General features: G+C 66.2%; 6 protein-coding genes. 5 read left to right on the top strand and 1 reads right to left on the bottom strand.

Going from position 1 to position 15,708, the window contains the following annotated elements:
- Positions 1-5: 5 nt before the first annotated feature.
- From N7640_RS23650 to N7640_RS23635, 4 genes are all read left to right on the top strand, one after another.
- A complete protein-coding gene (locus tag N7640_RS23650; RefSeq protein WP_279906251.1) occupies positions 6-1,394 on the top strand; it encodes an aspartate aminotransferase family protein in 1,389 nt (462 codons plus the stop codon).
- 80 nt (positions 1,395-1,474) lie between these two features.
- Complete coding sequence (locus N7640_RS23645) at positions 1,475-1,717, top strand: MbtH family protein (protein ID WP_220814458.1); 243 nt, start codon at positions 1,475-1,477, stop codon at positions 1,715-1,717.
- A gap of 11 nt (positions 1,718-1,728) precedes the next feature.
- Positions 1,729-2,475 (top strand): alpha/beta fold hydrolase, encoded by a 747-nt coding sequence (locus tag N7640_RS23640; protein ID WP_279905997.1) that lies wholly within the window; start codon positions 1,729-1,731, stop codon positions 2,473-2,475.
- A gap of 11 nt (positions 2,476-2,486) precedes the next feature.
- Positions 2,487-3,470: a TauD/TfdA family dioxygenase gene (locus N7640_RS23635; RefSeq protein ID WP_279905998.1), complete on the top strand. Its 984-nt coding sequence runs from the start codon at positions 2,487-2,489 to the stop codon at positions 3,468-3,470.
- Positions 3,471-3,517: 47 nt separating this feature from the next.
- On the opposite strand, the gene N7640_RS23630 is transcribed toward N7640_RS23635, so the two are convergent.
- The gene (locus N7640_RS23630; RefSeq protein ID WP_279905999.1) at positions 3,518-4,483 is read right to left on the bottom strand and encodes a siderophore-interacting protein; all 966 of its coding nucleotides are present in this window, start codon (positions 4,481-4,483) and stop codon (positions 3,518-3,520) included.
- Between the two features lie 150 nt (positions 4,484-4,633).
- Between N7640_RS23630 and N7640_RS23625 the strand changes: the two genes are divergently transcribed.
- Entirely contained in the window at positions 4,634-15,688 is an 11,055-nt protein-coding gene (locus N7640_RS23625) for a non-ribosomal peptide synthetase (RefSeq protein ID WP_279906250.1), read from the top strand.
- The last annotated feature ends 20 nt before the right edge of the window (positions 15,689-15,708 follow it).

The raw sequence follows: 15,708 nt of genomic DNA, 5'->3' as shown, positions 1-15,708 counted from the left end.
TGAATATCGCGGTAGCGGAAATCGAGGCACCGGTGGAAGCGGAGTCACTCTACGGGTTCGACGAGAACCCGCTGCTGGCCCGCCAGGCCCGGCAGGAATCCAACGCCCGCAGCTATCCGCGGCGGATTCCCCTGGCGCTCAAGCGCGCCCGCGGCATCCACGTGGAGGACGTCGAGGGGCGGCGCTTCATCGACTGCCTGGCCGGCGCCGGCACCCTGGCGCTCGGCCACAACCACCCGGTGGTGGTCGAGGCGATCCGCCAGGTGCTGGCCGACGAACTGCCGCTGCACACCCTGGACCTCACCACGCCGGTCAAGGACCAGTTCGTCCAAGACCTGTTCGGCGTGCTGCCGGCGGAATTCGCCCGCCAGGCCAAGGTCCAGTTCTGCGGCCCGACCGGCACCGATGCGGTGGAAGCGGCCCTCAAGCTAGTGCGTACCGCCACCGGGCGCAGCACGGTACTGGCCTTCCAGGGCGGCTACCACGGCATGAGCCAGGGCGCGCTGGGGCTGATGGGCAACCTCAAGGCCAAGACGCCGCTGGGCTCGCTGCTCAGCCACGGCGTGCAGTTCCTGCCGTTCCCCTACGACTACCGTTGCCCGTTCGGGCTGGGGGGCGAGCAGGGTGTCCAGGTGGGCCTGCACTACATCGCCAACCTGCTCGACGACCCGGAAGGCGGCGTGCAGCCGCCGGCCGCGGTGATCGTCGAGGCGGTGCAGGGCGAGGCGGGCGCCATTCCGGCAGCCGACACCTGGCTGCGCGGCCTGCGCGAGATCACCGCGCGAGCCGGCATCCCGTTGATCATCGACGAGATCCAGACCGGCTTCGCCCGCACCGGGCAGATGTTCGCCTTCGAACACGCACACATAGTGCCGGATGTGGTGGTGCTGTCCAAGGCCATCGGCGGCAGCCTGCCGCTGTCCGTGGTGGTCTACCAGGACTGGCTGGACAAATGGCAGCCCGGCGCCCACGCCGGCACCTTCCGTGGCAACCAGATGGCCATGGCCGCCGGCTCGGCGGTGATCCGCTATCTCCAGGAGCACGACCTGGCGCGACATGCGGAGCAGGTCGGCCAGCACCTGCGCGAATGCTTGCAGGCGGTGCAGCGGATTCACCCGCAACTGGGCGACGTGCGTGGGCGCGGGCTGATGCTCGGCGTAGAGATCGTCGACCCGGCCGGGGTGCCGGATACCCTCGGCCATCCGCCGTACCACCCGGCCCTGGCCTCGGCGATCCAGCGCGAATGCCTCAAGCGTGGGCTGATCCTCGAACTGGGCGGCCGCCACGGCAGCGTGGTGCGCTTCCTGCCGCCGCTGATCATCACCCACGAGGAGGTCGAGCAGGTGGCGGACATCTTCGCCCGTGCGGTGTCGGCGGCGCTCGCCGCCGGCTAATTTCCCGACGCCTCCATTCGTTGTTCCGTACGAGCCCTTGCAGGGGCATTCCCGATCCAACGCACACAAGGACACACGTCATGACTTCCGTTTTCGATCGCGAGGACATCCTCTTCCAGGTCGTCGTCAACCACGAGGAGCAGTACTCCATCTGGCCGGACTACAAGGAGATTCCCAAGGGCTGGCGCAAGGCGGGCAAGAGCGGCTTCAAGAAGGAGTGCCTGGCCTACATCGAAGAAGTGTGGACCGACATGCGTCCCCTGAGCCTGCGCATCAAGATGGAAGCGATGGCCAAGGAGCGCGAAGGCGCCGCCGTCAACTGAGGTCGCCGACCGTGTCGAAACTGAACCTGTTCTGCCTGCCGTACTCCGGCGCCAGCGCCATGGTCTACAGCCGCTGGCGGCGTAGCCTGCCGGACTGGCTGGAGGTGCGGCCGGTGGAGCTGCCGGGGCGCGGTGCGCGCCTCGGCGAACCTCTGCAGACCGACATGCACGCTCTGGCCCGGCAACTGGCCGGTGAGCTGGCGCCGCGCCTGGGGCAATCCTACGCGCTGTTCGGGCACAGCCTCGGCGCGCTGCTGGCCTTCGAGATCGCCCATGCCCTGCGCGACTCGGGCCAGCCGGCGCCGTTGGCGCTGCTCGCCTCCGGCACGGCGGCGCCGACCCGGCGCGAGGACTACGAAAAGGACTATTCGCAGCCCAAGAGCGACGCGGAACTGGTCGCCGAACTGCGCGACCTGCAGGGCACGCCGGAAGAAGTCCTCGCCAACGAAGAGCTGATGGGCCTGACCCTGCCGATCCTGCGCGCCGACTTCCTGATGTGCGGGCGCTACCAGTGCCGGCAACGGCCGCGTCTCGAACTGCCGATCCACGTTCTGGGCGGCAAGGAGGACAAGAGCAGCATGGAGCAGCTGCTGGCCTGGCAGGACGAGACTGCCACCGGCTTTTCGCTGGACATGATCGCGGGTGGGCACTTCTTCATTCACGAGCACGAGAGTCGGGTCCTGAAACTGATCAGGAGCAACCTGAGCGTTCACCTGCGCCGCATTCAACCCCGCTCCGCCATGGTGGCGGGCGCCTGAGGTATCACCACATGAGCGAACTGCTGGGCTTCGATATCCGTCCGCTGCAGGCGGGAATGGGCAATCTGCCGCTGCTGGTACAGGCGCCGGAGCCTGGGCTGGATCTGCGCGAGGCCTTTGCCGAGCTGAAGCCCCTGGTCGACCGTCACCTGCTGGGTTGTGGAGGGATTCTGTTCCGTGGTTTCGAGGTCGGTGGGGCGGAGGCCTTCCGCGAGTTCGCGGCCGCCTTCGGCCATCCGCTGCTGAACTACGAGTTCGGTTCCACGCCGCGCAGCAATGTCACCCAGGGGGTGTATACCTCCACCGAATATCCGGCCCACCAGAGTATTCCCCTGCACAACGAGCAGGCCTACACCCTGGAATGGCCGATGAAGATCTGGTTCTACAGCGTGATCCCGGCGGAAACCGGCGGCGAGACCCCGATCGCCGACAGCCGGGAAGTCTATCGGCGGGTGCCGGCGCGCATCCGCGAGCGCCTCGTGGATAAAGGGCTGATGTATGTGCGCAACTACGGCGGCGGCCTCGACGTGGCCTGGGAGCAGGTGTTCAACACCGAGGATCGCCAGGTCGTGGAACAGTACTGCCGCGCCCACGCCATCCAGTGCGAGTGGAAGGACGATGGCGAGTTGCGTACCCGCCAGGTCTGCCAGGCGGTGGCCTGCCACCCGCTGACCCGGGACATGGTGTGGTTCAACCAGGCCCATCTGTTCCATGTTTCCAACCTGCCACCGGAGGTGCGCGAAAGCCTGCTCGACGTGGTTGACGAGGAGGACCTGCCGCGCAACGTCTACTACGGCGACGGTACGCCGCTCGAGGATGCCCTGCTCGACGAGGTGCGCGGGGTGCTGGACGACTGCACCATCAGCTTCCCCTGGCTGCGGGACGATGTACTGATGCTCGACAACATGCTGGCCGCCCATGCGCGTTCGCCCTTCACCGGCAAACGCAAGGTGGTGGTGGCGATGGCCGAGGGCTACTCGGAACGCATTGCGTAGGACGGGGACGGATAGGCGCGCACCGTATCCGGTGCGCGCGGTGAGCCCTAGCCCAGAACCTTGCCGTGCCGCCAGTAGCCCATGAAGCTGGACGCGCGACGATCCAGTCCCAACTCTCCGATGAAGTGGCGACGGATCGCCATCACCGCCGCCGACTCGCCCGCCACCCAGGCATAGAACGCCGTGTCGACGGGGCTGGCCAGCTCCCAGGGCAGCTCCCGGTCGATATCCACCTGATCCAGCGGCATCCAGTTCTCTTCGCGTGGTGCCGAGCTGGGCAGCGTAGCCAGTTCGTGGGCGGCCTCGATCATCCTGGCTCCATGCCTTGCTCCCGTCTCCGCGCGTGGCAACCAGTGTAAGCGGGTCAACGGGCCGCGTGGCAATGGCAGAGCGTCCCGCTCGGTGGGAATTTCCAGAAAGGCCTGCACCACCGGGGCGTCCTGGCGCTCGGCCAGTTGCTCGATGATGCCGGCGATGGCTGGCAGCGCCGTCTCGTCGCCGATCAGCAATACATGGCGCACGTCGGTTGGCGGGCGCCATTCGTAACCCCCGGGATCGCTCGGATAGCGGATATCCGGTGCCACCATCTGCAGGCGGTCTCCCGGTCGGGCATGGGTAGCCCAGGCGGAGGCGGGGCCGGTCTCGCCGTGCAGGACGAAATCCACGTCCACCTCGAGCGCTTCATGGCGTAGCGCGCGAATGGTGTAGGTGCGCATCGGCGGTCGAGATTGCGGATCGAGAGCGCGAAGGTTCTTGTGCCAGTCGCCTTCATGGGGGAGTTGCGGTGGCGAGCCATCGGGCGCGGGAAACAGCAGTTTGATCCGCTGGTCCGGCGCCAGGGTGCGCATCCGTGCGACGTCCGGCCCGGTGAAGACGAACCGTCCGAGCGATGGGCTGAGTTCGGTTCGCCGTTTCAGCTCCACGTCGAACAGGCTGTAGCTGGAGGCCCTGGTCAGGCCTGTGCGCTGGGCCAGGTTGCGCAGGTTCTGCGCCAGTGTTTCGGCAAGGCTCATGATGCTGCCCTCTGTGATGGGAATCCGCCTGGGTGACGAATGCCGGGCGCGGGCATTTAGCCAGAGGGCCGAAGGGCAGGCGGGCCGCTAATTTTCTGTTTTCGCCATCCGTTCAAAGGGGATCGCCGCTCCTTGTACGGATGAAGACTCATGAATGCAGAAAACGCCCTGAAACTCGCCCGCCGCTTCATCGAGCTGCCTCAGGAGAAGCGCCGTCTGTTTCTGGATGGCTTGCGGGAGGAGGGGGTGGATTTCTCCCTGCTGCCCATACCGGCCGACGTCGCCGCGGCTGACCGCGCCGTGCTCTCCTACGCCCAGCGGCGCATGTGGTTTCTCTGGCAGCTCGACCCGCACGGCGCGGCCTATAACCTGCCGATGGCGGTACGCCTGAAGGGCAAGCTGAACCAGGCCTCGCTGCAGGGTGCCTTCGACGCGCTGGTCATCCGTCACGAAAGCCTGCGTTGCCGTTTCGTCCAGGAGGATGGCGATGTTTACCAACAGGTGCTGGAACCGGGCCCGGTGCCCATCGGCGTCGATGACCTGACGGCGCTGCCGACTGCCGACCTCCGCGAACAGCGGGTGGAGGAGCTGGCCGCGGCGGAGGCGCGAACGCCGTTCGATCTCACCGCCGGGCCATTGCTGCGGGTACGGCTGCTGCAGTTGGAGGATCAGGAGCATGTGCTGCTGCTGACCCTGCACCACATCATCGCCGATGGTTGGTCTCTGAACCTGCTGATCGACGAGTTCCTGCGTCTCTACGATGCCGCCTCCGCGGGGGAGAAAACCGAGCTGGCGGCTCTGCCGATCCACTACCGTGACTATGCACTGTGGCAGCGCAGCTGGCTGGAGGCGGGTGAGAAGGAGCGGCAACTGGCCTACTGGCGCGAGAAGCTCGGGGACCGGCATGAGCCTCTGGAGCTGCCGACCGACCACCCCCGCCCGGCAGCCCTGAGCCATAGGGGCGCCCGCCATGCCTTCCAGGTGGAGGAAGGCTTGGCCGAGCGCTTGCGGGCCCTGGCCCGGCAGCACAATGTCACTCTGTTCGTGGTCCTGTTGGCAGCGTTCAAGCTGCTCCTGCAACGCTACAGCGGGCAGACCGGCATTCGCGTCGGCGTACCGGTCGCCAATCGCCACCGCACCGAGGTGGAGGGGCTGATAGGTTGCTTCATCAATACCCAGGTCCTGCACACCGACCTCGACCCGCTGCTCGATGTCACTGGCTTGCTGGCGAGGGTGCGCGAGACGGTGCTGGGTGCCCAGGCCCATCAGGACCTCCCGTTCGAGTCGTTGGTGGATGCGCTGCAGTTGGAACGCAGCCTGGATCGCAACCCGCTGTTCCAGGTGATGTTCAACCACCAGCCCAGGGTTGCGGATGTCGGCGAGCTGAGCAGCCGGTCCGGCCTGGTGGCACGACCGCTGCAGCGTAAAGACTGCACGGTGCAGTTCGACCTGACCCTGGATACCTACGAGCAGGGCGGCAAGCTCTGCGTGGCGTTCACCTACGCCCTGGACCTGTTCGAGGCCGCCAGCATCGCGCGCCTGGCAGGGCACTGGCGCAATCTGTTGGAGGCCTTGTGCATCCAGCCGGAGCGGCCGCTTGCCGAGCTGCCGCTATTGGGCGCGCAAGAGCGGCAGCGGACCCTGCTGGACTGGAACCCGCCGGTGGAGTCCCGGGCTGGCGGCCTTTGCCTCCAGGCCTTGATCGAGGAGCAGGTGGCGAAGGCGCCAGAGGCCGTGGCGGTGGTATTCGAGGGGCAATCCTTGACCTACGGCGAGCTGAACCGCCGGGCCAACCGACTGGCCCATGCCCTGCGTCGGCGCGGCGTGGGTCCGGACGTGTTGGTGGGGATCGCCGTGGAGCGCAGCCTGGAGATGCTGGTAGGGCTGCTGGGCATCCTCAAGGCCGGTGGCGCCTACGTGCCACTGGACCCTGAGTATCCCCAGGATCGTCTGGCCTACATGCTGGAAGACAGCGGTATCAGGTTGTTGCTGACCCAGACCCACCTGCTGGATCGGCTACCGTTGTCCACTTCGGTCACCAGCCTGAGCCTTGACCGGGCCGCGGAGTGGCAAGAAGCCGATGACGAGGGCAATCTCCCGATCACGGTCGGGCCGGAGAACCTGGCCTATGTGATCTACACCTCGGGCTCCACAGGCAAGCCCAAGGGCGCGCTGCTGCCCCATGCCAATGTGCTGCGGCTGTTCAGCGCCACCGAGCACTGGTTCCATTTCGGTAATCAGGATGTCTGGACGCTGTTCCACTCCTACGCTTTCGACTTCTCCGTGTGGGAGATCTTCGGTGCGCTGCTCCACGGTGGTCGCCTGGTGGTGGTGCCCCGCGACATCACCCGTTCTCCCGAGGATTTCCACCAGTTGCTGCTGCGCGAACGGGTGACGGTGTTGAACCAGACGCCGTCGGCCTTCAAGCAATTGATGCCGGTTGCCTGCGCGGCGGAACAGGGCGCCCCGGCGCTTAGCCTGCGCCATGTGGTGTTCGGCGGCGAAGCGCTGGAGGTGCGCAGCCTGCGCCCCTGGTTAGAGCGCTTCGGCGGCGAGGCTCCCAGCCTGATCAACATGTACGGAATCACCGAGACGACGGTCCACGTGAGCCATCGGCCGATTCGTCTGGACGACCTGGAACAGGCGGTTTCCAGCCCCATCGGTGCGGTGATCCCCGATCTCTCCTGGTATGTGCTGGAGGATGGCGGCAGCCCCGTTGTACAGGGGGGCACCGGCGAGCTGTACGTGGGCCGCGCCGGCCTTGCCCGGGGCTATCACAATCGCCCGGCGCTCACCGCAGAGCGCTTCGTCCCGGACCCGTTCGACCCGGTGGGTGGTGGCCGGCTGTACCGCACCGGCGACCTGGCGCGCTACCGTGCCGCTGGCGTGGTGGAGTACGTGGGGCGTATCGATCATCAGGTGAAGATTCGGGGTTTCCGCATCGAGTTGGGGGAAATAGAGGCGCAACTGCTGGCCCAGGACCCGGTGCGCGAGGCGGTGGTGCTGGCCCAAGAGGGGCCGGGAGGCAAGCAACTGGTGGGCTATGTGGTGTCGAGCGAACCGCTGCCAGCCGACGCCCAGGTCACGTTGCGCGAGCAGCTGAAGACGGCGCTCAGGGCCAGGCTACCGGACTACATGGTGCCGGCGCATCTGCTGTTCCTGGATGACCTGCCGCTGACCGCCAATGGCAAACTTGATCGCAAGGCGCTGCCGCAGCCGGATGCCAGCCAGGGGCAGCAGGCCTTCGTGGCGCCGGAGAGTGAACTGGAGCGGCAACTGGCAGCCATCTGGCAGGACGTGCTGCAACTGGAGCGGGTGGGCCTGACCGACAACTTCTTCGAGCTGGGTGGCGACTCCATCGTCTCTCTCCAAGTGGTGAGCCGCGCGCGCCAGGCGGGCATCCGCCTGTCGCCCAAGGACCTCTTCCAGAATCAGACCGTACAAGGACTGGCGACGGTGGCGGGGCGTGACGCCAGTATTGCCATCGACCAGGGGCCGGTTGCCGGGCCCATGCCGCTGACCCCCATCCAGCACGGGTTCTTCGCCGAAGCGATTCCGCAACGCCATTACTGGAACCAGGCGCTCCTGCTGCAGCCGGTGGATGCCCTTGACGAGATTGCTCTGCGCAACGCGCTGCTGGCGCTACAGGCCCACCACGACGCGCTGCGCCTGCGCTTCGAACCCGCGGACGGCGAATGGTGCGCCGAACACAGCGCCGAGCCCGACGATGTGCTCTGGGTCGCCCGCCTGGATGACGCGGCAGAACTGACGGCATGGATCGAGCGTACCCAGGCCAGCCTGAGCCTGGAGCGAGGGCCGCTGCTACGGGCCCTGCTGGTGACCCTGCCCGATGCCAGTCAGCGGTTGCTGCTGGTGATTCACCACCTGGTGGTGGACGGCGTTTCCTGGCGGATCCTGCTGGAGGACCTGCAACAGGTCTATCGGGCTCCGCACACACCTCTGCCGGCCAAGACCAGCGCCTTTCAGGCTTGGGGAGAGCGGTTGGCTGCCCATGCGGTGGAGCGCGAGTCAGAGCTTGCTTATTGGCAGGGCCAGCTGGGAGGCTCAAGCGATCGACTGCCGGTGGTCAATCCTGCCGGCGGACGCCAGCGCAAACATGCCAGGGTGGTCAGCGCGGGGCTCTCACGTGAAACTACCCGGCGTCTGTTGCAGGAGGCGCCGGCGGCCTATCGCACTCAGGTCAACGATCTGCTGTTGACCGCCCTGGCCCGGGTGATCGCCCACTGGACCGGACAGGACGAAGTCTTGGTGCGCCTGGAAGGCCACGGCCGTGAAGCCCTGTTCGATGACATCGACCTGAGCCGCACGGTCGGCTGGTTTACCAGCCTGTACCCGGTCCGGTTGAGTCCTCGGGCGGCCCTGGGTGACTCCATCAAGACCATCAAGGAGCAGCTACGGGCGGTGCCGGACAAGGGCATCGGCTATGGTGTGCTGCGCCACCTGGGGCGTGCTCCGGTGCGTCAGGCGCTGGCGGCGCTGCCCCGTGGCGAGATCGTCTTCAACTACCTGGGGCAGTTCGATGGCAGCTTCTCCGCCGAGCACGGCCTCTGGTTGCCTGCCCCGGAGGGCAGCGGGGCTGGCCAGAGCCCGGAGGCGCCGCTGGATGGCCTGCTGAGCGTGGAGGGGCAGGTCTACGAGGGTGAGTTGAGTCTGGGCTGGACCTTCAGTCGCGAGGTGTTCGACGAGACCGTGGTGCAGCACCTCGCGGACGAGTACGTCGAGGAACTGGATGCCCTGGTGGCGCATTGCTGTGACCATGGCAATCGCGGCGTGACGCCGTCGGACTTCCCCCTGGCGGACATCGTCCAGGCGCAACTGGATGCCCTGCCGGTGCCCGTAGAGCAGATCGCCGACCTCTACGGGCTGTCGCCGATGCAGCAGGGGATGCTGTTCCACAGCCTCTACAACCAGCGCGGCGGTCATTACATCAATCAACTGCGGGTGACGGTGGAGGGGCTGGACGGAGTGCGTTTCCGCCAGGCCTGGCAGGCGACCCTGGACGCCCACGACATCCTGCGCAGCGGATTCCTCTGGCAAGGCGGCCAGCAGCAGCCGCTGCAAGTAGTCTATCGCCAAGTGGCGCTGCCCTTCGTCGAGCACGACTGGCGCGGCCAGACCACACTCGACCAGGACCTGGACGATTTGGCCACCGAGGAACGCCGGCAGGGCTTCGTGCTGGAACAGGCGCCGCTCCTGCGCCTGGTACTGGTGCGGGTCGACGAGCAGCGCCATCAGCTGATCTATACCCATCACCACATCCTGATGGACGGTTGGAGCAACTCGCGGCTGCTCGGCGAGGTGCTGCAGCGTTATGCCGGCCAGCCGGTGCCGGCGCCCACAGGGCGTTACCGGGATTACATCCGCTGGCTGCAGCGGCAGGACCCGGCCGCCAGCGAGGCTTTCTGGAAGGAACAACTGGCCGAACTGAACGAGCCGACGCGATTGGCGCATGTCATGGCCCATCGGGTCGTCGTGGCTCAGGGCCATGCCGACCATCACCAGGTCTTCGAAGGCGAATTCGCCGGGCGACTGAAACAGTTCGCCCAGGACCATAAGGTCACGGTGAATACCCTGGTGCAGTCGGCCTGGCTGCTCCTGTTGCAGCATTACAGCGGCCAGGAGACGGTATGCTTCGGCGCCACGGTCGCCGGCCGCCCCGCCGAACTGGCCGGGGTGGAAGAGCAGATCGGCCTGTTCATCAATACCCTGCCGGTGATCGGTGTCCCTCGGGCCGACCTTCGTGTGGTCGACTGGGTGGCGCAGGTCCAGGCGCGCAACCTCGATCTGCGGGAGTTCGAGTACACGCCCCTGTACGAGGTCCAGCGCTGGGCGGGGCAGGGCGGCGATGGCCTGTTCGACAGCCTGCTGGTCTTCGAGAACTATCCGGTGTCCGCCGTGCTGCAACAGGCGGCTCCGGCGGGTCTGCACTTCGGCGTGGCACACAGTGAGGAGCAGACCAGCTTTCCACTGATGCTGGAAGTGGGGTTGGGCGAGACTCTCACCGTGCGCTACGGCTACGACCGCCGCCACTTCGACGGCCCGGCGGTTGCCGCTTTGGCGCGGCACTTCGGCAACCTGCTGCGTGCCCTGGTGCAGGACGGCCAGGCGAGGCTGGGTGAGTTGGCCATGCTGGACCAGGACGAGTACCGCCAGGTGGTGCGGGGCTGGAATCCGTTGCCTGCTGATCCGCTGCCGTTCCGCTGCATCCACCAGGGGTTCGAGGCCCAGGTGGAAAAGACGCCGGAGGCTCTGGCCCTGGTGGCCGGTGAGCGTGAGCTGAGCTATGGAGAGTTGAATCGCCAGGCCAACCGCCTGGCCTACAAGCTGCGTGAGCGTGGTGTGGGCCAGGACGTGCTGGTGGGCATCGCCCTGAAACGTGACCTGGACCTGGCAGTGGCTCTGCTGGCGGTGCTCAAGGCTGGCGGCGCCTATGTGCCGTTGGACCCGGAATATCCTCCGGAGCGGGTGGCCTACATGTTGAAGGACAGCCAGGCCCTGTTGCTGCTGTCCCAGTCATCCCTGCAGGAGAGGTTGCCCCAGGTGCTGGGCACCGAGGTGCTGCTACTCGACCAGCTCGACCTGACGGCCTACCCGGACAGCAATCCATGCAACCTGACGCAACCTGCCAGCCTTGCCTACAGCATCTACACGTCGGGCTCCACCGGCCTGCCGAAGGGCGTGCTGATTGAGCACCGCAATGTGGCCGCCTTGATCGACTGGGCCTTGTCGGTGTACAGCGTGGGCGACCTGCAAGGCGTGCTGGCTTCCACCTCCATCTGTTTCGACCTGTCGGTGTGGGAGCTTTTCGTCACCCTCGCGGCAGGCGGCTATGCAGTGCTGGCGGCTAACGCTCTGGAGCTGCCGCACCTGCCGGCTCGGGAGCGGGTGCGCCTGGTCAACACGGTACCGTCGGCGATCAAGGCCCTGAGCGAGGCTGGCCAATTGCCGGCTTCGGTACGGATCGTCAACCTGGCTGGCGAAGCGCTCAAGCAATCCCTGGTGGAAGACCTCTACCGCAGTGGGCAGGTGCGCCAGGTCTACGACCTTTACGGGCCCTCCGAGGACACCACCTATTCCACCTGCACCCTGCGTACTCCGGGTGGGCGCGCCAACATTGGCCGGCCCATCTCCAACAGTGCGGTGTATCTGCTGGATACCATGGGCCAGCCAGTGCCGGCCGGTGTTGCCGCCGAGCTGTGCATGGCCGGCGCCGGCCTGGCCAGGGGTTACCTGAATCGCCCGGCGCTGACCGCCGAGAAATTCCTGCCCGATCCCTTCGGTGAGCCGGGCAGCCGGCTGTACCGTACTGGCGATCTGGCGCGCTGCCGCGACGATGGGGTGATCGAGTACGTCGGGCGTATCGACCACCAGGTAAAGATTCGCGGCTTCAGGATCGAACTGGGGGAAATCGAGACCAAACTGCAGGAACAGGATGCTGTGCGCGAGGCCGTGGTGCTGGCTCTGGACGCCATGGGCGGCCTGCAACTGGTGGCTTATGCGGTGCCCCAGCAGCCATTGGCCGAGAGCGGCCATGACAAGCTACGCGACGAACTCAAGGCTGCCCTCAAGGCTGCGCTACCGGACTACATGGTTCCGGCCCACCTGTTGTTCCTCGACCATTTGCCGCTGACCCCCAACGGCAAGCTGGACCGCAAGGCGCTGCCGAAACCCGATGCCAGTCAGTCGCAACAGGTCTACGTGGCGCCGCGTACGGAGCGGGAACGGCACATCGCTGCCATCTGGGCCGAGGTGCTCAAGGTGGAGCGGGTCGGCCTGACCGACCACTTCTTCGAACTGGGCGGCCATTCTCTGCTGGCGACCCAGGTGATCTCCCGGGTCCGCCAGGCCCTGGCCATCGAGTTGCCCTTGCGGGAGCTGTTCGAGGCGCCGACGCTCGCCGCCTTCGTCCAGCGTATCGACGGTGCGGCGGGCAACGGCGCACCGGCCTTTGCCACGGCCGATCGTGCACAACCCCTGGTGCTGTCCTATGCCCAGCAGCGCCAGTGGTTCCTCTGGCAGCTGGCGCCAACGAGCGCCGCCTACCACATTCCCACGACCTTGCGCCTGAAAGGGGTGCTGGATATTCCCGCGCTGCAACGCAGCTTCGATGCCCTGGTGCAGCGCCACGAATCCCTGCGCACCACCTTCCAGCAGGTGGGCGAGCAGGCTGTGCAGGTGATCCATCCGCAGCTACCGGTGGAACTGGTGGTCGTGCCCGTGGTGGAGAGGGACTTGTCGTTCACCATCGAAGAAGAAGTACAGCGTCCCTTCGATCTGGAACACGGCCCCTTGCTGCGAGTGAAACTGCTGCAACTGGTGGTGGACGAGCATGTGCTGGTGTTGACCCTGCACCATATCGTCACCGATGGCTGGTCGACGCCGGTCATGGTGGACGAGCTGGTGCGGTTCTACGAGGGCTTCAGCATGGGAGTCGAGGTGTCGCTGCCGCCGCTGGAATTCCAGTATGCCGATTACGCCCTGTGGCAACGCCAATGGATGGATGCCGGCGAACGTGAGCGGCAACTGGCCTACTGGCAGGCACAACTGGGTGATGAGCAGCCGGTGCTGGAATTGCCTACCGACCACCCACGCCCGGCGGTGCAGAGCCATGCCGGTGCGAGCCTGGACTTCGTGCTGGACGACGAACTGGCCCGGGCCCTGAAGCAGCGAGCCCAGGAGCAGGGGGTGACCCTGTTCATGCTACTGCTGGCCTCGTTCCAGACGCTGCTGCACCGCTACAGCGGGCAGGACGACATCCGTGTCGGCGTGCCCATCGCCAACCGCAACCGCCTGGAAACCGAAGGGCTGATCGGCTTCTTCGTCAACACCCAGGTACTCAAGGCCACCTTCACGCCGCAACTCGGCTTCGATGATCTGTTGCAACAGGTGAAGGCCACGGCCCTGGGTGCACAAGCCCACCAGGACCTGCCTTTCGAGCAACTGGTGGAGGTGCTGCAGCCGGAGCGCAACCTCAGCCGCAGTCCGCTGTTCCAGGTGATGTTCAACCACCAGCGTGTGCCGGAGGCCGGTCTCCAAGGCGTGTCGGGGCTGACGCTGGAAGCATTGGCATGGCCACGGCAGGCCACGCAGTTCGATCTGAGCCTGGAGACAATGGAGCGTGAGCAGGGCATCCAGGCGTCGCTGATCTACTGCACCGCGCTGTTCGAGTCGAACACCATCAAGCGGCTTGGGCGGCACTGGGTCCGGCTGCTGGAGGCAATGGTCCGTGCTCCGCACCGGCCCGTTTCCGAACTGCCGATGCTGGGGGCGGATGAGTTCCAGCGGATCGTCCATGAGCGCAACGCCACGGCGGCCGATTTTCCGGCCACTTACTGCCTCCAGGCACTGATCGAGGCTCAGGTGACGAAGGCGCCCGAAGCCACGGCACTGGTATTTGGCGAAACGACCCTCAGCTACGACGAACTGAATCTCCGGGCCAACCGGCTGGCCCATGCCCTGCGGGAGCGGGGCGTGGGGCCGGACGTGCTGGTGGGTATCGCGGTGGAGCGCAGTCTGGAAATGGTGGTGGGGCTGCTGGGCATTCTCAAGGCCGGCGGCGCCTATGTGCCGTTGGATCCGGAGTACCCGAGCGACCGCCTGAGCTACATGCTGGAAGACAGCGGCATCGGCCTGTTGCTGACCCAGTCCCACCTCACCGCTACGCTGCCGATTCCCGAGGGCATCCAGTGTCTGGAGCTGGACAGCCACGATGGCTGGCTGGATGGCTACTCCGACGAGGATCCGCTGAGCCTCTGCACCCCGGACAACCTCGCTTATGTGATCTATACCTCCGGCTCTACCGGCAGGCCGAAAGGCGCTGGCAACTCGCACCGGGCCCTGGTGAATCGGTTGTGGTGGATGCAGAAGGCCTATGGCCTCGGTACGAGCGACCGGGTCTTGCAGAAGACGCCGTTCAGTTTCGACGTATCGGTCTGGGAGTTCTTCTGGCCGCTGCTGAGCGGGGCGCGATTGGTGTTGGCGCAACCGGGCGAGCACCGGGAGCCGGAGCGATTGGTAGAGACCATCAATCGTCACGGGGTGACGACGCTGCACTTCGTACCTTCGATGTTGCAGGTATTCATGGCCGGCGAGGGGGCGGCCAGTTGCCGGAGTATCGCCCGCATGGTGTGCAGCGGCGAGGCACTGCCCATCGAGTTGGTCCGCCAGGTCCGCCAGCGCCTGCCGGCGGCCGGGCTGTTCAATCTCTACGGGCCGACCGAGGCGGCCATCGACGTTACCCACTGGACCTGTGGCCAGGAGGAGGGCGCGGGGGTGCCGATCGGACGGCCCATCGACAACCTCAAGACCCATGTACTGGAGCCCGGGTTGCTCCCGGCGGTCGATGGCGGTGCCGGTGAACTCTATCTGGGTGGCGTGGGCCTTGCCCGTGGCTATCACGCACGGCCCGGCCTGACCGCCGAGCGTTTCGTGCCCGACCCTTTCGACACCACCGGCGGCCGCCTGTATCGCACAGGCGACCTGGCTCGCTACCGGGGCGATGGCGTAATCGATTACCTGGGACGCCTGGATCATCAGGTGAAGGTGCGCGGCCTGCGCATCGAATTGGGTGAGATTGAAGCACGCCTGCTGGAGCAGGCAGAGGTACGCGAGGCCGTGGTGCTGGCACGGGATGGCCTCGGCGGCAAGCAGTTGGTGGGCTACGTGGTGCCGCTCCACGGCGTTCCCGAGGACGGCGCACGGGCCCTGGGCGATCGGCTCAAGACTGCGCTGCGCGCCGGCCTGCCGGATTACATGGTACCGGCGCATCTGGTCTTCCTCGACGGGCTGCCGGTCACCCCCAACGGCAAGCTGGACCGCAAGGCGCTGCCGGAGCCCGATGCCAGCCAGCAGCAAGCCTACGTGGCTCCGCGCACAGAGCTGGAGCAGCAGGTCGCTGCCATATGGGCCGAGGTGCTGGAGGTGGAGCAGGCCGGCCTGTCCGACCACTTCTTCGAGCTGGGTGGGCATTCCCTGCTGGCTACCCAGGTAGTGGTACGGGTACGCGAACGGATCGGGATTGAGATGGCGTTGCGGGAACTGTTCGAGTTCCCCGTCCTGGCCGCTTTCAGCGAAGCGATCGAGAGCAAGCGCTTGGCGAGTGCCCCCCTCCAGGACGAATTGGCTAAATCCTTGGAGGCTCTAAAACGTCTTACTGCGGAGGAAATAGATGAGCTGATTTCTTAAGGCGGTCAAAGCCGCCAGCG

It is taken from the genome of Pseudomonas sp. GD04015, assembly GCF_029837675.1.
GTDB lineage: Bacteria > Pseudomonadota > Gammaproteobacteria > Pseudomonadales > Pseudomonadaceae > Aquipseudomonas > Aquipseudomonas paralcaligenes.
This window is presented reverse-complemented; position numbering and strand designations above follow the sequence as displayed.